Origin of the sequence: Gracilibacillus marinus (assembly GCF_042651725.1) — a bacterium.
GTDB lineage: Bacteria > Bacillota > Bacilli > Bacillales > Amphibacillaceae > Gracilibacillus > Gracilibacillus marinus.
The window spans coordinates 68,766-90,827 of sequence record NZ_JBHSDV010000003.1; the positions used below are offsets into that span (position 1 = coordinate 68,766).

Genomic DNA, 22,062 nt, shown 5'->3' on the forward strand with positions numbered 1-22,062 from the left:
AAAAACGTGAGTTTACTGTTCATTTCATGTATAATCATTAATGGATAGAATCTTGTTTAGATAACAAGTAATTTAGGGAGAAATGAATAGGGACATTTTATTTTGAAAAAGAGGTGACTTTATGAAAAAAATTGGCGTATTAACTAGTGGTGGAGATGCTCCAGGCATGAATGCCGCTATACGTGCCGTTGTGCGTAAAGCTATTTACCATGATTTAGAAGTATATGGCGTATACAATGGCTATGAAGGTCTAATGGAAGGTAATATTAAAAAGATGGAATTGGGATCTGTAGGGGATATCATTCAACGTGGTGGTACTATTCTTTATTCTGCTCGCTCAGAAGAATTCAAAACAGATGCAGGCCAATTAAAAGCAATTGAGCAAATGGAAAAACACGGTATTGAAGGACTTATTGTAATAGGTGGCGACGGCTCTTTTAGAGGTGCTGAGAAATTAACTCTAAAAGGATTTCCATGCATTGGCGTACCAGGTACAATTGATAATGACATTGCTGGTACTGATTATACAATCGGTTTCGATACTGCACTTAATACAATTGTTGATGCAGTAGATAAAATTCGTGATACAGCAACTTCACACGAACGTACATATGTAATTGAGGTTATGGGACGTGATGCAGGTGACTTAGCATTGTGGGCAGGACTTGCGAATGGTGCAGAAACTGTTATCATCCCAGAAAAAAAAGAAAGCTTCGAAAGTGTTGTTGCAAAATTGAAACGTGGACAAGAACGTGGCAAAAAACACAGTATCATCATCCTTGCTGAAGGTGTTGGTAGCGGTGTAGACTACGGAAAACGTATTGAAGAAGAAACACAAATGGATACACGTGTCACTGTGCTTGGTCATATTCAGCGAGGTGGATCGCCATCTGGTTATGATCGTGTACTAGCAAGTCGACTTGGTGCAAAAGCAGTCGATTTATTGCTTAGTGGTGTAGGTGGAAAAATGGTTGGTGTTCAGAATAACCTCGTAGTAAGTCATGATATCTCAGAAGTTTTAACTAAAAAACATGAAATCAATATGAATATGTACGATCTATCTAATCAATTATCAATCTAGCTTAAGCTAGATTGATATACGTTACATAGATTGTTTAACTATGCCCAAGGAGGAGAACGTAATGAGAAGAACAAAAATAGTTTGTACAATTGGACCAGCATCTGAAGCTCCTGAGAAATTAGAACAATTAATGGAAGCTGGTATGAATGTTGCTCGTCTTAATTTTTCACACGGTGATTATGAGGAGCATGGTGCGCGAATCAAAAACATTCGACAAGCTGCAAAAAAATTAGGCAAAACTGTTGCTATTTTATTAGATACAAAAGGTCCTGAAATTAGAACGGGTGTATTAAAAGAAGGTAAAGCAGAAATCATTAAAGGAAACACAGTATATGTTTCTATGGATGAGTCACTTCAAGGTGATGCGGAAAGAATTTGTGTTACATATCCACAATTAATTAATGATGTACATCCAGGTTCTAAGTTATTACTTGATGATGGACTAATCGCACTTGAAGTTGTAGAAGTTCTAAAAGATCGTAATGAATTGAAAACAGTTGCATTAAACTCTGGATTATTAAAAAATAAAAAAGGTGTGAATGTACCGAATGTAAGTGTGAACTTACCTGGTATTACAGATAAAGACGCTGCTGACATTAAATTCGGTATTGAGCAAGACGTTGATTTTATTGCAGCATCGTTTGTTCGTCGTGCGTCAGATGTACTTGAAATTAGAGGGCTACTTGAAGAGAATAATGCGACACATATTCAAATTATTCCTAAAATTGAAAATCAAGAAGGTGTAGATAACTTAGATACTATCTTACAAGTAAGTGATGGATTGATGGTAGCGCGTGGGGATTTAGGTGTAGAAATTCCACCTGAAGATGTACCATTAGTACAAAAAGACATGATTCAAAAATGTAATAATGCTGGTAAACCAGTAATTACAGCTACACAAATGCTAGACTCCATGCAACGTAACCCACGTCCAACAAGAGCAGAAGCATCAGACGTAGCAAACGCTATTTTTGATGGTACAGATGCAATCATGTTATCTGGTGAAACAGCTGCAGGAGATTACCCGGTCGAAGCTGTAATGACAATGAGTAACATTGCGAAAAAAGCAGAAACAGCTATCAATCACAAAAATGTTCTTGATGCAAGATCGAAAGCATCTGATATGACGATAACAGATGCGATTAGTCAATCTGTTAATCACTCTGCAATGAATTTAAAAGCGGACGCAATATTGACACCGACAGTTAGCGGATTTACAGCGCGTATGATTTCTAAATATCGTCCTAAAGCGCCAATCGTTGCAATGACATTTGATGAGTCTGTATCAAGAAAATTGGCACTAGTGTGGGGTGTGGAAACAATTGTTGGAAACTTACTTCATACGACTGATGATGTATTAGAAGAAGCAATTGAACGCGGACTTGAGACAGGACACTTTAAACGTGGTGATCGTGTGATTATTACAGCTGGTGTACCTGTTGGTGAAAGTGGTACAACAAATCTGATGAAAATTCATATCATTGGCGATGTATTAGCGAAAGGTCAAGGTGTTGGGAAAGGTCATGCATATGGTCGCGCAGTTGTTGTGAAGGATGCTGAAGAAGCTCAATTAAAAGTAAAACAAGATGATGTTATTATTACGTATGGTACAGATAAAGATATGATTCCTGCAATTGAGAAAGCGGCAGGTATTATTACAGAAGAAGGCGGATTAACTTCGCATGCTGCAGTTGTTGGATTAAGTCTAGGTATCCCTGTTATTGTAGGTGTAGAAAATGGCCTAGAATTAATTAAAGATGGGCAAGATATTACAATTGATGCAAATAAAGGAGATATTTACGCAGGACACGCTAGCGTACTTTAATCTTCATACATGTTATACTAAGGAAGAAGGACTAACTAGTTCTTCTTCCTTTTTTAAAAGGTTTAATTAATTGTATGAAATAGTAAAAGGATGTGTAGTAATGTTTAAATGGTTATTGTTAGCGATTATCTTGTTACCTGCAATAGAAATTGGTGTATTAATATGGATTGGTGGATATATTGGTCCACTATGGGTAATCATTCTTATTGGGTGTACTGGTATTTTTGGATTATTTTTAGCTAAGAAAGAAGGCATGGATACGATTGCAAGAGCAAAGCAAGCAATGCAAATGGGATATTCCCCACATGAAGAAATCATTGATGGCATCTGTATTCTAATTGGTGGATTATTTTTATTAACACCAGGTTTTGTCACAGATACTATTGGCTTTATACTACTTTTACCTCCAACGCGAAAGCCGCTAAAAGTTATCATAAGAGATATGCTAAATAAAATAATGCAGAATGGTAGATTTACTCTTTATCGACGTTAATAGTACCATTACGAATATACGACCATATCATATGAAATATTTGAATATCATATAACCCTTTGGACAAAAACAGTGTGCAGGGACCTACCCAAATTCCATGAATACCAAATAGTTGAAATCCTAAATAAATAGATAAGATGGTTAATAGTGGATGCACACCTAACGCATCTGCTATTAATTTTGGTTCCAATAATTGTCGCTGCACAATAATTAGAATATAAAGAAGTAGTAAGAATAAAGCGAGAAGGCTTTTATTTGTTACAAACAAATAAAAAATCCATGGAATAAAGATAATACCAGTTCCTAAAAAAGGCAGCAAATCGAAAATTGCGATAAGTGTAGAAATAGTGAGTGCATGTTTAATTTGTAAGGAAATAAGCCCAATAAAAATAGTGATGAATGAGATACTAATAAGCAAAAATTGAGCTTTCATATATCTTAATAGTGTTAATTTAATATGATTGTATAATTTACTTGATAATGAAAAATAGGTAGATGCAACATGATGGTACATGAACTCCTTTAGCTTAGGAATATCTTTTAAAATAAAAAAAGTACAAATAAGAGAAAAGAAAAAAATAATAAAGAAACCAGGTAATTGAGTCAAATATGTGCCGATTGTATTCAATAAAAATTCAAGTAAACTAGCAAATTGATCTGCCATACTGATACTAATCTCATCTAGCTGTTCTTTCATCAATAGCCGTTGTTCATTGCTTAGACTATCCATATAATGCATAACTTTCTGTATAAGCGGCAAGAACCATTCATTGAATAAGGATGTCATTTCTTCAAGAAATTGTTGAAATGGTTCTGGTAGCCATTTAGCTAAATAAATGACACCATCAATCAATTCAACGACAATAATAACAGAGACAAGAACAAATGATAGTAAAAATATGAAAATTGCTAATATACATGCGAGAAAATGATTGATACTGAACTTTGTCTTTAAAAATTTGATAAATGGATAGATACATAAGGATAAGATAATTGCTAGAAATAATGGGAAGATGTATGTATATATGATAAAAATGAAGCAGAACAAAATGAACACGCTAGATAACGTGATGAACGCTCGTATAATCATACTATTATGACTTTTCAAGCAAGGATCCCCTTTCGCCGGTCAAGGATTTAGATAAGCAGATGAACCGTGTAGGTTACATTTAATATATTAGTACAAGCTATGCGAAGAGAAAGATAATATGCGCAAAATTAATCGTTTTCATTTACTATCTTTTATTCTTTGTTTATAATAAGCATGGGGATGTTATAAAAGCACCATTTGCTTTTTAGGATAAGAATCACTGAATAAGGATAGGAAAAGGAGAGAGATGTTATGTCAATAGTTAAGGGACTTGAAGGGGTAGTCGCAGCAGAAACAAAAATTAGTTCAATAGTTGATGACCAACTAACTTATGTAGGATACTCTATCGATGATTTAGCGGAAAATGCTAAATTTGAAGAAGTTATTTTTTTGCTTTGGAATAAAAGACTACCAAATAAAGAAGAATTAGAACAATTAGAACAAGACCTTTATGAAAATATGGCGCTCCCACAAGGAGTAATTGATCACTTTAAATCCTATGAAATACATAAAGTACATCCAATGGGTGCACTTCGAACTGCTGTTTCGTTATTAGGTTTATATGATGAAGAAGCAGATGATATGAGTGAAGATGCAAACAAGCGAAAGGCCATCCGGCTGCAAGCTAGAGTAGCTTCAGTCGTTAGTGCGCTTTCTAGAATTAGAGATGGAAAAGAAGTGGTTCAACCAAAAGCAGGATTAAGCTATGCAGCTAATTTCTTATACATGCTAAAAGGAGAAGAACCAAATGATTTAGAAGTCGAAGCAATTAATAAAGCTCTTGTATTACATGCAGATCATGAATTAAATGCATCTACATTTACGTTAAGAGTATGTGTTGCTACACTTTCTGACATTTATTCAGGTATCACAGCTGCAATTAGTGCATTGAAAGGTCCATTACATGGTGGGGCAAATGAAGCGGTCATGAAGATGTTACTTGAAATTGATGAAGTAGAGAATGCTTTACCATATGTGAAAGAAAAAATGGCAAACAAAGAGAAAATAATGGGCATGGGACATCGCGTATACAAGACTGGTGACCCTCGTGCAAAACACTTAAAGAAAATGTCAAAAGAAATTACTGCATTAAAAGGTACTGAAAAGTGGTATGAGATGTCAGTGAAAATAGAAGAATTTATTAAAAAGGAAAAAGGTTTACCAGCAAATGTAGATTTCTATTCTGCCTCTGTATACCACAGTTTAGGAATTAAGCATGATTTATTCACACCTATTTTTGCTATGAGTCGTTTTTCAGGATGGATCGCACATATTCTAGAACAATATGATAATAACCGTTTAATTCGTCCACGAGCAGAATATGTAGGTCCAGAAAAACAAGTCTATACAGATATTAGTGAACGCTAATATACGATTTTAAGTATCTGCTATCAATACAAACGTTCGTTAAACCAGAAGGCTAGAACCAATAAGTCATAAAACGGACGTTAACTTTCTGATAAGTCTCACTATTTCGAAAAAATGTAGACGAGTTACTAATTTGATTCGTCTCATTTTTCAATACATGCTATAATGAATTTGAATTTATATCTAGGAGGAATTGAAACATGGGAGAAAAGATTACAGTAGAGAATGGTAAGGTAGTAACACCTAACAACCCGGTAATTCCATTTATTGAAGGTGATGGTACAGGTCCAGATATTTGGGCAGCTGCAAGCCGTGTGCTAGAAGCATCTGTTGAGAAAGCATATAATGGCGAAAAAAGCATTGAGTGGAAAGAAGTATTAGCTGGTGAAAAAGCATTTAATCAAACAGGTGAATGGTTACCAGAAGAGACACTTGATGTAATTCGTGAGTATAAAATTGCAATTAAAGGACCTCTTACAACACCAATCGGTGGAGGCATTCGTTCATTAAACGTAGCTTTACGTCAAAAATTAGACTTATTTACATGTCTACGCCCTGTACGTTGGTTTGAAGGTGTACCTTCACCTGTTAAGCGCCCTGAAGATACAGATATGGTTATTTTCCGTGAAAACACAGAAGATATTTACGCGGGTATCGAATGGCAACAAGGTTCAGATGAAGTGAAGAAAGTAATCGACTTTTTACAAAATGAAATGGGTGTGACAAATATCCGTTTCCCTGAAACTTCTGGAATTGGTGTGAAACCAGTATCTGAAGAAGGAACAAGCCGTCTTGTTCGCGCAGCAATTGATTACGCCATTAAAGAAGGTCGTAAGAGTGTAACTTTAGTACATAAAGGTAACATCATGAAGTTTACTGAAGGTGCATTTAAAAATTGGGGTTACGAATTAGCAGAAAAAGAATACGGGGATAAAGTATTCACATGGGCTGAATATGACAAGATTGTGGAAGAAAAAGGCCGTGAAGCTGCTGATAATGCACAACAAGAAGCAGAAGCGGCAGGTAAAATTATCGTTAAAGATGCCATTGCAGATATTTTCTTACAACAAATTCTTACACGTCCAAAAGAATTCGATGTTGTTGCTACAATGAATTTAAATGGTGACTATATTTCTGATGCCCTAGCTGCACAAGTTGGCGGTATCGGTATTGCTCCAGGAGCTAACATTAACTATGAAACTGGACATGCTATTTTTGAAGCAACACATGGTACAGCTCCTAAATATGCAGGTTTAGATAAAGTAAATCCATCTTCTGTTATTTTATCAGGTGTGTTAATGCTTGAGCACTTAGGATGGAGAGAAGCAGCTGATTTAATTATTAAATCAATGGATCAAACTATTGGATCAAAAGTTGTCACATATGATTTTGCACGTCTAATGGACGGTGCAACGGAAGTAAAAGCTTCTGAATTTGCTGATGAATTAATCAAAAATATGGGATAATAAATATAAAAAAATCGAACATTATTTATAATGTTCGATTTTTTTGTGTAAACAGATTATTAAGAATTGTAAATAAAAATTAACAGTAAATTTGCTTTTTTATTGTCGACATCTATTCACATTCCCTTCTTGTCCATGTATGATAAAGGTAATATAGAAAGATAGATGAGGTGCTTGCATGGAAGAGAAAGTATTAATTGTCGATGATGAACAATCCATTGTTACATTATTGCAGTATAATATTGAGAAATCTGGTTTTAAGACAGATGTAGCATTTGATGGAATCGATGGTTTAGAGAAAGCTTCAACAGGTGAATATGATATTATTGTGCTTGATTTGATGCTTCCAGGAATGGAAGGTACAGATGTTTGTAAAATGTTAAGGCAAAGACAAATTGAGACACCAATTTTAATGTTGACAGCGAAAGATGACGAATTTGATAAAGTACTTGGTCTGGAATTAGGCGCAGATGATTACTTGACCAAACCTTTTAGTCCAAAAGAAGTAGTAGCAAGAATTAAAGCAATTTTACGTAGAACGAGATATCGTGATACAACACAAGAAATGTCATTTATTAAAATTGCAAATTTAATCATTTACCCACAACAATATGAAGCAACCATTCAAGGAGAATCCTTGTCATTTACACGTAAGGAATTCGAGTTATTACATTACTTAGCAAAACACAAAGGCAAAGTGTTATCTCGAGATCAATTATTAAGTGCTGTATGGAACTATGATTTTGTTGGAGACACAAGAATAGTAGATGTGCACGTTAGCCATTTACGCGAAAAAATCGAGCCAGATACGAAGCATCCTATGTATATCAAAACAATTCGTGGTTTAGGATACAAAATGGAGGAACCTTCATAAATGATAGAAGAAAATAAAGGCAATTTATTTTTAAGGTATTTAATTATGATTACAGCTGTCTTTATTTTGATTGGAATTGTGGCAGTACCATTTTTAAAAGGTGATGACAGCCTATTTATTATTCTGGCTCTTTTTATCGGATATATCGTGATATTAGTATTGATGTATCATGTGTTTGAGAATTATGTAAAACCGATAAGAGCTTCTGTAAAAGTAACCAAGGAGTTAGTAAAAGGTAATTATAATGTTCGTACATATGTGAAACCAATTGGAGAAGCACAAGAATTGAGTGAGTTAATTAATAAGTTAGCTCGAAATTTTCAAGAAATGTATCTCCAAGAAAAAATGCAGGGCAGCCAATGGAAAACAGTCATTAATAATATGGAAAGTGGTTTAATGCTTATTGATGAGCGTGGATATGTGCATTTAGTAAATAGAAAATTCCTCAAGATGTTTGGTAAAAACTCGATACAGTATATCGGCTATTTGTATTATGATGTGCTTGAAGAAAAAGCAATACATAAAGTAGTACAAGAAACTTTTTTATATGAAGAAAAAATAACAGAAGCAATCACAAGAACAATAGAGGCACAAAAACATCATATTGAAGTAGTAGGTGCCCCAGTTATTAATGATGTGAAGGAATTAAAAGGCGCAGTGTTAGTATTTCATGATATTACAGAATTAAAACGTGTAGAACAAATGCGCAAAGACTTTGTTGCAAATGTTTCTCATGAATTAAAGACGCCAATTACATCTATTAGAGGATTCTCTGAAACTTTACTAGATGGTGCAATGGAAGATGAAGAACTGTGTAAACAATTTCTACAAATTATTTTGAAAGAAAGTACAAGATTACAAGCATTAGTACAAGATTTATTAGAATTATCCAAATTAGAAAAAGAAGAAATGAAGTTGATGTTAAAAACCATTCATATTGATGAATGGATTACAAGTATCCAAACATTAATGGAGCAACAAGCAAAAGCCAAATCGATTTCTTTCCAATCAACTATTGATGGAGGCATTACGTTCATAGCGGATCCTGACCGTATGCAACAAGTTGTTTTAAATTTACTTTATAATGCAATTAACTATACAGGTGAAGGTGGGACTGTCACATTACGAATAGAAGCAAAAGAGAGTGATATCCATATTTCTATTACAGATACAGGAATAGGAATTCCGGAAGATTCTATTCAACGTATTTTTGAGAGATTTTATCGTGTAGATCGAGCAAGGAGCCGAAATACTGGTGGAACTGGTCTAGGTTTAGCTATTGTCAAACATATCGTAGAAGCACATAAAGGAAAAATACTTGTAGAAAGTATGGTGAATAAAGGATCTACCTTTACAGTTATACTTCCGAAAGAATGGTAAATGTATGTTTACTGTTCTTTTTTATGTTCAAATAGACAAATTGGTTGAATAATGAAACTTTTGCTACACGTGGCCCGTATATGTAATGAAATTATTTTTGGTACTAAAAAGGGGGAAAATATGATGACATTAAAGCAAATCTATAGTTGGATTGGATTAATTATTGGAGCTATCATCTTAGCTATAATTGCGCTTACGAGTTGGTATACAGTGGATGAATCAGATCAAGCTGTTGTCATTACATTCGGGAAAGCAGATGAAGGAATTACGGAGCCGGGGCTACATTTTAAATTACCTTGGCCAATACAAAGTGTAGAGAAATTATCAAAAGAAACATTTAGTTTGAATTTTGGTTATGATCCAGAACAAGCAGAGAATGCAGATGTCGTTAGAATGATTACAGGTGACGAAAATATTCTTCAAGCAGATTTAGTCGTTCAATGGAAGATTGTCGATCCTGCTAAGTACATATTCAATTCTAATGATCCACAACAGATTCTATATAATGCAACATCTGCTTCTTTAAGAAGTATTATCGGATCATCTACAGTAGATGAAGCATTAACAGATGGAAAAGCAGAAATTGAGAACCAAGTATTAGATTTATTAATTAGTGTAATGGATGATTATGAAGTTGGGATTGCTATTCAAGATGTGAAACTGCAAGAAGTGGATTTACCGAATGAAGAAGTACGTCAAGCATTTATGAAAGTAACAGATGCACGTGAGACAATGAACACGAAGAAAAATGAAGCGGATAAATACCGTAATGAAATATTTGAAGAAGCACAAGGGGAAAAAGATGCCATTATTTCACGTGCAGAAGGGGATAAAATTGAGCGAGTAGAGATTGCGCGAGGAAACGTTGCTGGATTTAATGCATTATACAATGCATACAAAAATGACCCTGAAATTACGAGAAGTCGTCTAGTTTTAGAAACACTTGATGAAGTCTTGCCAAATGCCAATATTTATATTATGAATGATGATGGAAATACATTGAAGTATTTACCATTAGGTCAAAATGGTCAAACAACAACGATTCCGCCAGTGGAAGATCCGAAACAAGATGAGGTAGAGGAGGAGTCTAATAATGACAACCAATAATACGGATAATGTATATGAAATGAAGAAAATGTCCCCAAAAGAAATAAGAAGATATATCAAAATTGGTTTATCTTTATTGCTAGTTGTAATTATTACGATTCTCTTTTTTAGTAGTATGTTTATTGTGAAGGAAGGCGAATATAAAGTTGTTCGTCAATTTGGAGAAGTCGTTCGTATAGAAGAAACTCCTGGATTGAAGTTTAGGATTCCATTGGTACAATCAATTACAACATTACCAAATAAGAAATTAGTATATGATGTAAATGAGCGTGAAATTAATACATTAGATAAAAAACGAATGATTATAGATAATTACGCAATTTGGGAAATAACGAATCCTGAACAAATGATAGCAAATGCTCGTACAGAAATAAATGCAGAAACGAGAATGGGTGAGTTTATTTTTTCAGTAATTCGTTCAGAACTTGGCGCAATGAACTACGAAGAAATAATCAATGACGAAGGAAGTACACGAGGAGATCTCAATAAGCGAATTACAGATCGAGTCAATGAACTGTTAACGCGTGATGAGTATGGTATTCAAGTAGACGACGTTCGAATTAAACGTACAGATTTACCTGAAGAGAACGAACAATCGATTTATAATCGCATGATTTCCGAACGTGAATCTCAAGCACAACGATACTTATCTCAAGGGGAAGCAGAGAAAAAACGTATTATTGCACAAGCAGATAGAGATGTGAAGGAAATGTTATCAAAGGCGAATGCCGAAGCGGAGCAAATAAGAGCAGAAGGGGAAGCGGAAGCAGCTGAAATGTATAATGAATCATTTTCACGTGACCCTGAATTTTACCAGTTGTATCGAACACTCGAATCCTATAAAGAAACAATCGATGGTGAAACGACAATTATCATACCACAAGGATCACCATATGCAGATATTTTATTAGGGTATTTTGAGTAAGTATTAAAAAATATAATGAATGGATAAGTAATAATAAATTGGACATAAGAATCCTTTAACCAGAAAAGATCCAAATGATTCGAAAGGTATTGACCGAATCATTTGGATTTTGTGCGTATCAAAGAAGAATTAAGATCTGATTTAGAGATTTTATCTACTTATAACCATCATACATGATTAGATGATACAGAAGTGGTAAAATAATAGTAAGAAGAAAGAAAAGGAGACTCGGATATGTCAAATAAATTAATTCTGATTGATGGGAATAGTATTGCATACAGAGCATTTTTTGCACTACCGTTATTAAATAATGATAAAGGTGTATACACAAACGCAGTATATGGTTTTACAACAATGTTATTGAAAATAATCGAAGAAGAGAAACCAACACATGTACTTGTTGCGTTTGATGCAGGTAAGACAACATTTCGTCATAACACATATACAGAATACAAAGGTGGAAGACAAAAAACACCATCTGAATTGAGTGAACAATTCCCATTATTACGTGAGTTGTTGGATGCATTCCAAATTAAGCATTATCAACTCGAGAATTATGAAGCAGATGATATTATAGGAACAATGGCACGAATTGCTTCAGATGATGGGGTACAAGTGAAAGTGATTTCAGGAGATAAGGATTTATTACAACTTGCTGGAGATAACATTGAAGTGAACTTAACGAAAAAAGGAATAAGCGAAATGGTTGTCTATTCCAAAGAAGTAATTGAACAAGAGATGGAAATCACCCCATTACAAATCATTGATTTAAAAGCATTAATGGGTGATCAGTCTGATAACATTCCAGGTGTACGAGGTGTAGGTGAAAAAACAGCATTAAAACTTCTAAAACAATATGCTTCTGTTGAGAATATTTATGAACATTTAGATGAGATTACAGCAAAGAAATTAAATGAGAATCTAACCACATACAAAGAAGATGCATTTATGAGTAAAGAACTTGCAACAATTAACCAAGAATCACCAATAGAAATAACTGTAGAAGATCTTAAATATGACGGGTATGATACAAACAAATTAAGCACAGTATTTAAAGAATTGGGATTTCAATCATTATTAAATAAATTGGATGGGGAAGTAGATGTTGAGGAAGAAGTCGCTCTGAAAGAAATTAATTATGAGGTGATTTCGGAACTAGATGAAAGTATTTTTACTGGTGAAAATGCGTTCCATATTGAAATATTAGACGAGAATTATCATACAGAAGAAATGATTGGAGCATCTATTGTAAATAAAAATGGGAATTACTATATACCAATAGATGTGCTGGAAGACTCCGCAATATTTAAGAAGTGGGCCGAAGACGACACAAAAGAGAAATATGTTTTTGATGCAAAGAAAATGACAGTATTACTTCGACGTTTAGGTATTGATTTAAAAGGTGTAACGTTCGATTTACTTTTAGCGTCCTATTTAGTGAATCCATCAGAGAATAATCATGATATTCCATCAATAAGTCATCGATTTGGTGAAAAAGAAGTAAAGACAGATGAAGAAGTGTATGGTAAAGGGGCAAAAAAAGCGGTACCTAGTGAGAATGTATTGTATGAAGAACATATTATTCGTAAGACTGTTATGATTCATCTATTAAAACAACAAGTAGAAGATGAGCTCATTGCAAATAAACAATTGGAGCTGTTAACAGAATTAGAATTACCATTAGCATTAGTGTTAGGCAAAATGGAAGCAACAGGTGTAAAAATAGATAAAGACCGTTTATTAACAATGGGTAGTGAATTGTCAGAGAGATTAAGTGTATTAGAAGAAGAGATTCAAGAATTAGCAGGAGAAGCATTTAATGTGAATTCACCTAAACAATTAGGTCCAATTCTTTTTGAAAAATTAGAATTACCTGTTGTAAAGAAAACGAAGACAGGTTATTCTACTGCAGCAGATGTTTTAGAACAGTTAGAAGGCAAACATCCAATTATTGAAAAGTTATTATTATATCGTCAATTGAAAAAATTAGATTCCACCTATATTGCTGGCTTGTTACGTGTGATTGATGAAGACACGTTGAAAATTCATACACGTTTTAATCAAGCATTAACACAGACAGGTAGATTGAGTTCTATTGACCCTAACCTTCAGAATATACCAATTCGAATTGAAGAAGGAAGAAAAATCAGACAAGCGTTTATCCCATCTGAACAAGGATGGAAGATTTTTGCGGCAGATTATTCACAAATTGAACTACGCGTGCTTGCACATATCGCCAAAGATGAAAAGTTACAGCAAGCATTTAAGCAAGATAAAGATATCCACACACAAACAGCAATGGACGTGTTTCATGTAAGTGAAGATGAAGTTACATCAAATATGCGTAGACAAGCAAAAGCAGTTAATTTTGGAATTGTGTACGGAATTAGTGATTATGGTCTTTCACAGAATCTTGGAATTACTCGAAAAGAAGCAAAACAATTTATTGATCGTTATTTAGAAAGTTATCCTGCAGTAAAAGAATATATGAAAGACGTTGTACAGGAAGCAAAACAAGATGGATTTGTTACAACAATCATGAATCGAAGAAGGTATCTTCCTGATATTACAAGCAGAAATTTTAATGTAAGAAGTTTCGCTGAACGTACTGCAATGAACACGCCGATACAAGGTAGTGCAGCAGATATCATCAAACTTGCGATGATTCAATTGAGTAAGCAATTAGAAGAATCAGATTTACAAGCAAGACTCTTATTGCAAGTACATGATGAATTAATTTTGGAAGTACCTGAGAATGAATTAGAAGAAGTAGAGAAGCTAGTTGCAACAACAATGGAGCAAGCAATAGAGTTAGATGTTCCATTAAAAGTGGATGCATCGTATGGCGATACATGGTATGATGCAAAATAATGAATAAGATAAAAAACGTATTACAATTAAAAGCGGGGAATATACATTGCCAGAATTACCAGAGGTAGAAACCATTCGACAAACATTAAAACAATTGGTCATTGGAAAAGAGATAAAAGAAATTATGATTCATTGGCCAAAAATCATACAAGAACCAAATGATACGGAGCACTTTAAACAATTATTAATTGGGCAAGAAATATTAGATATTCGACGAAAAGGTAAATTTTTGCTGTTTGATTTAAATCATCATGTGCTTGTCTCTCATTTGCGGATGGAAGGTAAGTATGGTGTGCATCCTAAAGCAGAAGAGTTGCTTCCACATACGCATGTTATTTTTCAATTTACGGATGACTCTGAATTACGTTACCGAGATGTACGTAAATTTGGAACGATGCATGTATTTGAAAAAGGGACAGAGGATTTCATCAAACCTCTAAGTCAATTGGCAAAAGACCCATTGGAAAAAGATTTTTCTAAGGGAACATTTAAAGAGAAAGTTATAAAAAGTACAAGAGTGATTAAAAATATACTGCTAGATCAAACGGTCATCGCAGGTTTAGGTAATATTTATGTTGATGAAACATTATTTCTTGCAAAGGTTCATCCACTTACAAAAGGTATAGATTTATCTGATGCACAAATAGAAAAGATAGTAGATTCAGCTACCATTACTCTGAAGAAAGCTGTGCAAGAAGGTGGTACAACTATTCGTTCCTATGTGAATTCACAAGGACAAATAGGAATGTTTCAACAACAATTGCATGCATATGGGCAAGAAGGGAAAGCATGTAATGATTGTAGTACAGCAATTGAAAAGATAAAAGTAAGCGGAAGAGGTACGCATTATTGCCCAACATGTCAGGAAATTGCACCGATTAGGTGATTTGCCCATATAATACAGCAATTAAGCTGTAAGGGAGCAAATTACTTTGATTACATTGGTATTGATCGCTATTGCTATAAGTATGGATAGTTTCTTTATTGCATTCACATATGGACTAAAAAAACTAACGATGTCATTTTTTCAAATGTTAAAAATTGCATTCGTAGTTGGAATGGTTTTTAGTTTCTCTATGTTTTTAGGAGAGATAGCACTAGCAAAGGTCCCAAATGACTATACAGAAGTCATTGCTGGGATAATCTTGACAGTAATTGGGATTGTCTTTTTATTATCCACATGCCCTCTACCGAATATTTCATTACCTTATATGAATAGCTTGTGTTTTTTAATGGATATATTAAAAAAACCAATTAAAGCAGATTTAGATAATTCAGGAAAAATTAACGGGTGGGAAGCAGTTGTTCTGGGAATTGCATTGTCATTAGATTCCATTGGTGCTGGAATTGCATTATCTTTTTTGGAGATTCCTATTGCAACTGCTGCCATATCAATCATTGCAATTACAACATTCTTTTTGTTTACAGGTGTGAAAGCAGGAATGTATTTTGCTCGTTTTCAAACAATCGCAAAATTTTCTTTTATTCCTGGATGTGTATTAATCATTATTGGAATCTACAAAATTATTTTTTAACCGACATAGGACGTGGTTTATTTTGATTATTGGCGTAACTGGCAATATCGCAAGTGGGAAAAGCACAATCGTAAATTATATTAGGGAAACATATCATTATCCTGTGATTGATGCAGATCTTGTAGCAAGAAAAGTAGTGGAGCCTGGTGAAAAAGCATTAAACCAACTTGTTCAAACATTTGGACGAGTAATATTGAATAAAGATGGGGCACTAAACAGACAACATTTAGGACAAATTGTTTTTTCAAATCAGGAAGAAAGAGAAAAACTAAATCGTATTGTTCATCCTGCAGTAAGAGAACAAATGATAAAGGAAAAGGAATGTCTATTAAATAGTGGACATGATATAATAGTGATGGATATTCCATTATTGTTTGAAAACAATTTGCAATATTTGGTTGATAAGACGGTGTTAGTATATACAAATGAAAAGATACAATTAATAAGATTGATGAAAAGAAATGGGTTCACAGAACAAGAAGCAAAAAGTCGAATGAATGCACAATTATCTCCACAAAAGAAGAAAGAATTAGCTGACGCAATCATTGATAATTCTAATACTATTGATGATTCAAAAAAACAAGTCGATGTGCTTTTTAGAAAATGGGAATTGATATAATAAACTAGGAAAAAATAAATTATGTCGCTTTTTGTAAAAACTCAAGAAAATAGCTTGTCAAAAATGTAAAAAGCAGATATAATCTTGTTGTCTTTGTATAGGCATACGGAGTGAAATGTGATAAGCTTATGTAGAGATTTTCTGAATAAGTGTATTAAAAATGATGGCTTAAAGGGTTAGGACCTCTTTGGACTAACTTTCCCCCGTGGTCATACATTGCATATTACTCAGAAGAACCTATTTTTTAATTAAGGGGGAATATCGAAATGGATACAATGGGAAGACATGTTATTGCGGAATTATGGGAGTGTAATCTTGACATATTGAATGATATGGAACGGTTAGAAAAGACATTTGTCAATGCAGCTTTAAAAGCAGGAGCAGAAGTGAGAGAAGTTGCTTTTCACAAGTTCGCTCCATTTGGTGTGAGCGGTGTTGTCATTATTTCAGAATCACATCTTACGATTCACAGCTTTCCTGAACATGGATATGCTAGTATCGATGTATATACTTGTGGGGATATTATTGATCCGCATGTTGCTGTGCAATTTATCCAAGACGAGCTAGAAGCAAAAACGACTGAAAAAATCGAAGTTCCACGCGGTATGGGTGCGGTGCAACTACAAAATATAAAAGCACAGTAAATGAGACTTAAGCGGTTCTTCTTAGGAAGAATACGCTTAAGTTTTTTTGATTCTTGTTAAAAAAAGACCTCCATTTATAGTCTTTAATCGTTTTCTCAATGAAAACGTGTTAAAATAAAAACAACTATAAATATATAAGAGGTGTGGGGTATTTATGTCATTTCGTAATACAATAAATAAGAATTTTAATAATCATTCAGAAACAAGAGATAAGCATTGGGATCCAGCATTACGAACGCATTATTTCAAAACGACGAAAGATAAAGCATTTGATAAATTAGAACCAATGTTTAAAGGCATGAAAGAATGTGAAATTGTTGGAATCTCCAAGGAACATGGGGAAATAAGCTTTAATTACAAAGCAGGTCGCAAAGTATTTATCATTATGACGATTATTATGGTAAAACCATATCGTACTGCAATTGATATTTCTGCAACAACTGAATCATCTATTCCATTTGATTTTGGTTATAGCCATAAATTAATCCCTAAATTGTATGACAAGATTAAAAAAGAACTTGATTATATTGGAACGTCAGAATAAAAGTAAGGATGATGGAACGTGAAATGTCCACATTGTGATTTCAAAAACACAAAAGTATTAGATTCGCGACCAATTGAAGAAGGGCGATCTATTAGAAGAAGAAGAGAGTGCGAATCCTGTCAATTTCGTTTTACTACATTTGAACGAATTGAAGAAGTTCCGCTAATTGTTGTTAAAAAAGAAGGCACTAGAGAAGAGTATAGTAGGGAAAAATTAATGCGTGGTTTAATCAGAGCTTGTGAAAAGAGACCAGTTGCATTAGAACAAATTGAGAACATCGCATTAGAAATCGAGAAAGAATTAAGAAACAGAGGAACATCAGAGGTGCAAAGTAATGAGATTGGCGAGATGGTAATGGATAGATTAGTGGATGTAGATGAAGTGGCATATGTTCGCTTTGCATCTGTTTATCGTCAATTTAAAGATATAAGTGTGTTTTTGAATGAATTAAAAGATTTAATACGATCAGATCATGATAAGAAGTAAGGAGATAATGTAATGAGTATTGGCGACTTGGGTAAAATATTACCAGCAGAACGTTACATTGTCGAATTATCGTCTGATGTACAACAATCATATAATCATGTCTTAACACATTTATATCAACCGCTTATAGGGATTGACGCAATTAGTCTTTACCAAACATTGTTATCTGAATCGACATTGTTGTTTGAAAATAAAAATTATCAAACACACCATATGTTAATGAATTATATCGGGTTACCACTTGATCGTATCTATCGAGCGAGAAGAAAGTTAGAAGGTATTGGATTACTTAAAACATTTGAAATCGAGCACCAAGCAGAACGGATATTTAGGTATGTTATACAATCTCCGTTATCAAGCAGTGCTTTTTTTCAACATGACACATTATCCCAATTACTATTACACCAAATTGGGAAAGAGAAATTTGCAAAAATAGAACAAGCCTTTTCTAAACAAGTACGTCAATATCCTGAAAATATGTATGAGACAACTGCAAAATTTAAAGAAGTATTTTATTTAAAGAATCTAGCAGATGTGGATAACATTCATGAGGATAAAAGTAACACTTCAGAGATATTTGTAGGTACAACAATTGATTTTGGTTGGATAGCCCAATTATTAGATCAAAGAATGTTACCAAAACACATGATTCTGAGTGATGAGAACAAGAAGCTAATTCAACAAATGCAAGGATTATATAATTTGACGAATCAAGAAGTGGAGAAAGCATTAATTTGGGCAATTGGAGAAAATCATCAATTGAACAAGAAAGAATTTAAGGAAGCGTGTTTTGATTTTTCGGCATCCAGTTCCTCTAAAGTCACTCTTCAAGTCATTGAACATAGAGATAAATTAGCTACAAATGAAAGAAATCAAGCACCAAAAACACAAGAAGAGCAATTTATCTCCATGCTTGAGCAAATTTCTCCGAAAGAGTTGTTAGAAGATTTAACAGATGGTGCCAAAGCTTCTAATCAAGATTTAAAGACAATTAGTGAGGTTATGACGCAACAAGGGCTTACACCAGGTGTAATGAATGTGTTGATTCATTATGTTATGTTAAAAACAGATATGAAGTTAACGAAGAGCTACTTAGAGAAAATTGCTAGTCACTGGGCACGAAAAAATGTGAAAACAGTTCGTCAAGCAATGACTTTAGCTAAATCGGAGAATAAGAAATACCAACAATGGACAAAATCAACCAAACAAAATCGACAATCATATGTAAATACAAAAAGAGATATTGTACCAGAATGGTATAAAAAGCAAAAAGAAGAGCGTAAACAGAACGAAACGACAGATAAAGAAGTGGATAAACAAAAACGTGCAGAAGAAGCGGATGCATTACTTGCAGAGTATTTACAACAACAGACGAAAGATGAGTAAGGGGGGGGAACGATGAAACCTATTAAATCGGCAATGAAACAATGGTTACATTCCAATGAACGGTTACAAGAGACATATAAAGAAATACGTGAAGAAGTATTACAAGATCCATCAGTCCAAGATGTGTTAAGTAATCATATAGAACTAAGCGAAGAAGATATGGACAGAAATCTAATGAAGCTATATGAATATAAGCAAGCTTCAAAAGAATGTAAACAATGCCCGAATCTAAATGGTTGTATTAACATTGTTAAAGGATATACCCCTCATGTAGAAAAGAACGGAAATGATATTACATTAAGGTACGAAAAATGCCATAACAAAATTCAAGATGATTTACAAAAAGAAAAAGAATCTTTAGTAGAAAGTCTGTATATGCCAAAGCAAATTCGTTCTGCAAAATTGCAAGAATTGAGTACGGACACTTATGAAAGAAAAAATATTGTCAAAGAAATTCTTGAATTTATGAAATATTATAATAGAGATAACTTCCGTAAAGGTTTATATATACATGGTCCATTTGGTACGGGTAAATCGTATATATTAGGTGTGCTAGCAAATGAATTGAAAAAAAAGAATATAGCAACAGCTATTATTTATATGCCAGAGTTCGTAAGGATGATGAAAGCCTCGATTCAGGATGATTCTTTACAAATGAAAATGAATCATTTCAAGAATGTCGATGTACTCATGTTTGACGATATTGGTGCTGAAACTATGTCCGCATGGTTTCGTGATGAAGTTCTTGGTGCGATTTTACAATATCGTATGACAGAAGAATTGCCTGTATTTTTTACTTCTAATTTTGATTTTTATCAACTAGAAAAGCATTTAGGAATATCCAATCGTGGAGATGTAGAAACAATTAAAGCGGGAAGAATTATGGAAAGAATTCAACAATTAAGCAAACCAATTGGTTTAGAAGAGCGATACAGAGATAGTTAAATAAATGAATAGAAAAACATATTACCGATTGAACATAGGGACTCTTTTGCCTAAAAAAATCCAAACGATTCGAAAGCTATGTGGTATCGAATTGTTTGGATTTTTTCGTGTTTAAAGGTAATTCTCTTTGGTTATCGTGAGATTTTATATTTACTTGCAAGCCGGATTGAGTTAAACGCACATCATTCATTTCTCGCATTAATTAGCGAATCATTAGGTTTATTGAGAGATGGTTATTTTTTTCACTTTTGCCCCATATACTTATAGCAGTTTGATGCTGATGAGGGTGATGTGAATTGATGGAAGTTTATTTTGATCAAATGCAAGAAGCGGATTCATTTTGTTTATTTTTACGAGAAAAATGTCCGACATGGAGAACCATACGTAAACGTGGGAATATTCAGACGGTTCATATAGTAACAGATGAAGAGATAGTCATGGAATCATGCAAGCAACAGATTGCTCAACTATTAGCTATGGTTTATGTAAGACACAGAGAAATACAAGCAATTGAATCCATTTTACAAAAAGTATATCATTTCTCAAATGAAACAGAAATGGAACGCATTACGAGCTTAGCAATATCGTTAATTGAAAAAGATGCAGATATTTATGAACACCGAATTCATCAACATGAATTACATGATATTTTGCAAGCAATTTTCTTTGTGAATATGGAAAAGGACATCATTAGATATGATTCTATTATTCACTTTAGGTTTCATCATTATTTTGAACAATTAACGCAATTAGTAGGGCTTGCTATTGATGAATTTAAACGTGAGGAAGAATATCAAGAATATGTACATTCATTGCGCGAATTTGTGAAACGGAAAAACCCTGAACTTGATGTGATTTATGTCCTGGAAGGAAGTACGTTCGAATTCTACAAGGAAGATGGTACATGTATGGAGATGTCTGAACTAAGAGAATACGTAAACCAATTTCCGCTTTATTTATTAGGATTACCTGAAGATGAATGGGATATTTCCCCATTAATTAGTATGTCTCCAAATCATATTTATTTGTTTTGCTATGACACAAATGAACCGAGAATTCAGACAGTGATGAGTATCTTTCAAGAAAAGTGTTCGTTGTATAGTTTAGAGGAGTTTCCCTTTTATATAGAAAAAGAAAAAGGTTCTTGATTTTTCTTTTTCTAATGGTTATAATATAGCGCATAGTCACATATATTATAATCAGTTATGATGAGGACAAGATAGATTGAATGGATGTCTAAAGAGAGGAAAGTCATTGGCTGTGAGCTTTCTGTCATACCGCAATTTATTACCACCTCTGAACTCTATTTACGAATCCAATTATTAGTAGTAAATAGCGATTAATCATCGTTATCGATTGATAATGAAGCCATATTTTTTATATGGAAAATTGGGTGGAACCACGGGTGCTAACGCTCGTCCCT

Annotated in this window: 20 protein-coding genes and 1 other annotated feature (1 of these 21 cut by a window edge); of the genes, 19 read left to right on the forward strand and 1 reads right to left on the reverse strand. The window is 33.8% G+C overall.

Features of this window, described 5'->3' with window-relative positions; all coding sequences use genetic code 11:
• The first annotated feature begins 121 nt into the window (after nt 1–121).
• From pfkA to ACFOZ1_RS10545, 3 genes are all read left to right on the forward strand, one after another.
• Nucleotides 122–1,081 (forward strand): 6-phosphofructokinase, encoded by a 960-nt coding sequence (gene pfkA / locus ACFOZ1_RS10535; RefSeq protein WP_390199117.1) that lies wholly within the window; start codon nt 122–124, stop codon nt 1,079–1,081.
• Nucleotides 1,082–1,142: 61 nt separating this feature from the next.
• Entirely contained in the window at nt 1,143–2,906 is a 1,764-nt protein-coding gene (gene pyk, locus ACFOZ1_RS10540) for a pyruvate kinase (RefSeq protein WP_390199119.1), read from the forward strand.
• A gap of 100 nt (nt 2,907–3,006) precedes the next feature.
• Nucleotides 3,007–3,399, forward strand: coding sequence for an FxsA family protein (locus ACFOZ1_RS10545; RefSeq protein WP_390199121.1), 393 nt, complete (start codon nt 3,007–3,009; stop codon nt 3,397–3,399).
• On the opposite strand, the gene ytvI is transcribed toward ACFOZ1_RS10545, so the two are convergent.
• The gene (gene ytvI / locus ACFOZ1_RS10550) at nt 3,380–4,507 is read right to left on the reverse strand and encodes a sporulation integral membrane protein YtvI (RefSeq protein ID WP_390199123.1); all 1,128 of its coding nucleotides are present in this window, start codon (nt 4,505–4,507) and stop codon (nt 3,380–3,382) included. The two genes, ACFOZ1_RS10545 and ytvI, sit on opposite strands and share 20 nt — an antisense overlap.
• Before the next feature lie 234 nt (nt 4,508–4,741).
• Between ytvI and citZ the strand changes: the two genes are divergently transcribed.
• From citZ to ytxC, 16 genes are all read left to right on the forward strand, one after another.
• Nucleotides 4,742–5,857 carry a citrate synthase gene (gene citZ, locus ACFOZ1_RS10555; RefSeq protein ID WP_390199125.1) on the forward strand — a complete coding sequence of 372 codons (1,116 nt, stop codon included), beginning with the start codon at nt 4,742–4,744 and terminating at the stop codon, nt 5,855–5,857.
• A 200-nt stretch (nt 5,858–6,057) separates the two neighbouring features.
• On the forward strand, nt 6,058–7,323 hold the full coding sequence (gene icd / locus ACFOZ1_RS10560; RefSeq protein ID WP_390199127.1) for an NADP-dependent isocitrate dehydrogenase: 1,266 nt from the start codon (nt 6,058–6,060) through the stop codon (nt 7,321–7,323).
• Nucleotides 7,324–7,501: 178 nt separating this feature from the next.
• Nucleotides 7,502–8,197, forward strand: coding sequence for a response regulator transcription factor (locus ACFOZ1_RS10565; RefSeq protein ID WP_390199129.1), 696 nt, complete (start codon nt 7,502–7,504; stop codon nt 8,195–8,197).
• The gene (gene pnpS / locus ACFOZ1_RS10570; protein WP_390199130.1) at nt 8,198–9,577 is read left to right on the forward strand and encodes a two-component system histidine kinase PnpS; all 1,380 of its coding nucleotides are present in this window, start codon (nt 8,198–8,200) and stop codon (nt 9,575–9,577) included. It abuts the gene before it with no gap.
• Nucleotides 9,578–9,697: 120 nt separating this feature from the next.
• Nucleotides 9,698–10,684: an FtsH protease activity modulator HflK gene (gene hflK / locus ACFOZ1_RS10575; protein ID WP_390199131.1), complete on the forward strand. Its 987-nt coding sequence runs from the start codon at nt 9,698–9,700 to the stop codon at nt 10,682–10,684.
• A complete protein-coding gene (gene hflC / locus ACFOZ1_RS10580; protein WP_390199133.1) occupies nt 10,671–11,609 on the forward strand; it encodes a protease modulator HflC in 939 nt (312 codons plus the stop codon). Before hflK ends, hflC begins: the two co-directional genes overlap by 14 nt.
• Nucleotides 11,610–11,843: 234 nt before the next feature.
• The gene (gene polA / locus ACFOZ1_RS10585) at nt 11,844–14,480 is read left to right on the forward strand and encodes a DNA polymerase I (protein ID WP_390199135.1); all 2,637 of its coding nucleotides are present in this window, start codon (nt 11,844–11,846) and stop codon (nt 14,478–14,480) included.
• 46 nt (nt 14,481–14,526) lie between these two features.
• Entirely contained in the window at nt 14,527–15,366 is an 840-nt protein-coding gene (gene mutM, locus ACFOZ1_RS10590; protein ID WP_390199136.1) for a DNA-formamidopyrimidine glycosylase, read from the forward strand.
• 46 nt (nt 15,367–15,412) lie between these two features.
• Entirely contained in the window at nt 15,413–16,015 is a 603-nt protein-coding gene (locus ACFOZ1_RS10595) for a manganese efflux pump (protein ID WP_390199138.1), read from the forward strand.
• A gap of 22 nt (nt 16,016–16,037) precedes the next feature.
• Nucleotides 16,038–16,634 (forward strand): dephospho-CoA kinase, encoded by a 597-nt coding sequence (coaE, locus tag ACFOZ1_RS10600; RefSeq protein ID WP_390199139.1) that lies wholly within the window; start codon nt 16,038–16,040, stop codon nt 16,632–16,634.
• Nucleotides 16,635–16,900: 266 nt separating this feature from the next.
• Complete coding sequence (gene speD, locus ACFOZ1_RS10605) at nt 16,901–17,278, forward strand: adenosylmethionine decarboxylase (RefSeq protein ID WP_390199141.1); 378 nt, start codon at nt 16,901–16,903, stop codon at nt 17,276–17,278.
• 154 nt (nt 17,279–17,432) lie between these two features.
• The gene (locus tag ACFOZ1_RS10610) at nt 17,433–17,822 is read left to right on the forward strand and encodes a cytosolic protein (RefSeq protein ID WP_390199143.1); all 390 of its coding nucleotides are present in this window, start codon (nt 17,433–17,435) and stop codon (nt 17,820–17,822) included.
• A gap of 18 nt (nt 17,823–17,840) precedes the next feature.
• Nucleotides 17,841–18,308 carry a transcriptional regulator NrdR gene (gene nrdR, locus ACFOZ1_RS10615; protein WP_390199145.1) on the forward strand — a complete coding sequence of 156 codons (468 nt, stop codon included), beginning with the start codon at nt 17,841–17,843 and terminating at the stop codon, nt 18,306–18,308.
• Nucleotides 18,309–18,320: 12 nt separating this feature from the next.
• Nucleotides 18,321–19,694 carry a replication initiation and membrane attachment family protein gene (locus ACFOZ1_RS10620; RefSeq protein ID WP_390199147.1) on the forward strand — a complete coding sequence of 458 codons (1,374 nt, stop codon included), beginning with the start codon at nt 18,321–18,323 and terminating at the stop codon, nt 19,692–19,694.
• A gap of 12 nt (nt 19,695–19,706) precedes the next feature.
• Nucleotides 19,707–20,639 carry a primosomal protein DnaI gene (gene dnaI, locus ACFOZ1_RS10625; protein WP_390199148.1) on the forward strand — a complete coding sequence of 311 codons (933 nt, stop codon included), beginning with the start codon at nt 19,707–19,709 and terminating at the stop codon, nt 20,637–20,639.
• Between the two features lie 299 nt (nt 20,640–20,938).
• Nucleotides 20,939–21,787 carry a sporulation protein YtxC gene (ytxC, locus tag ACFOZ1_RS10630; protein ID WP_390199737.1) on the forward strand — a complete coding sequence of 283 codons (849 nt, stop codon included), beginning with the start codon at nt 20,939–20,941 and terminating at the stop codon, nt 21,785–21,787.
• 48 nt (nt 21,788–21,835) lie between these two features.
• Nucleotides 21,836–22,062 (forward strand) — a binding site (T-box leader) (it continues 3 nt past the right edge of the window).

What these genes read in the sequence shown, in the direction of transcription:
- pfkA (WP_390199117.1), top strand. Translation starts at nt 122, where the DNA reads ATGAAAAAAATTGGCGTATTAACTAGTGGTGGAGATGCTCCAGGCATG.
- pyk (WP_390199119.1), top strand. Translation starts at nt 1,143, where the DNA reads ATGAGAAGAACAAAAATAGTTTGTACAATTGGACCAGCATCTGAAGCT.
- ACFOZ1_RS10545 (WP_390199121.1), top strand. Translation starts at nt 3,007, where the DNA reads ATGTTTAAATGGTTATTGTTAGCGATTATCTTGTTACCTGCAATAGAA.
- citZ (WP_390199125.1), top strand. Translation starts at nt 4,742, where the DNA reads ATGTCAATAGTTAAGGGACTTGAAGGGGTAGTCGCAGCAGAAACAAAA.
- icd (WP_390199127.1), top strand. Translation starts at nt 6,058, where the DNA reads ATGGGAGAAAAGATTACAGTAGAGAATGGTAAGGTAGTAACACCTAAC.
- ACFOZ1_RS10565 (WP_390199129.1), top strand. Translation starts at nt 7,502, where the DNA reads ATGGAAGAGAAAGTATTAATTGTCGATGATGAACAATCCATTGTTACA.
- pnpS (WP_390199130.1), top strand. Translation starts at nt 8,198, where the DNA reads ATGATAGAAGAAAATAAAGGCAATTTATTTTTAAGGTATTTAATTATG.
- hflK (WP_390199131.1), top strand. Translation starts at nt 9,698, where the DNA reads ATGATGACATTAAAGCAAATCTATAGTTGGATTGGATTAATTATTGGA.
- hflC (WP_390199133.1), top strand. Translation starts at nt 10,671, where the DNA reads ATGACAACCAATAATACGGATAATGTATATGAAATGAAGAAAATGTCC.
- polA (WP_390199135.1), top strand. Translation starts at nt 11,844, where the DNA reads ATGTCAAATAAATTAATTCTGATTGATGGGAATAGTATTGCATACAGA.
- speD (WP_390199141.1), top strand. Translation starts at nt 16,901, where the DNA reads ATGGATACAATGGGAAGACATGTTATTGCGGAATTATGGGAGTGTAAT.
- ACFOZ1_RS10610 (WP_390199143.1), top strand. Translation starts at nt 17,433, where the DNA reads ATGTCATTTCGTAATACAATAAATAAGAATTTTAATAATCATTCAGAA.
- ACFOZ1_RS10620 (WP_390199147.1), top strand. Translation starts at nt 18,321, where the DNA reads ATGAGTATTGGCGACTTGGGTAAAATATTACCAGCAGAACGTTACATT.
- dnaI (WP_390199148.1), top strand. Translation starts at nt 19,707, where the DNA reads ATGAAACCTATTAAATCGGCAATGAAACAATGGTTACATTCCAATGAA.
- ytxC (WP_390199737.1), top strand. Translation starts at nt 20,939, where the DNA reads ATGGAAGTTTATTTTGATCAAATGCAAGAAGCGGATTCATTTTGTTTA.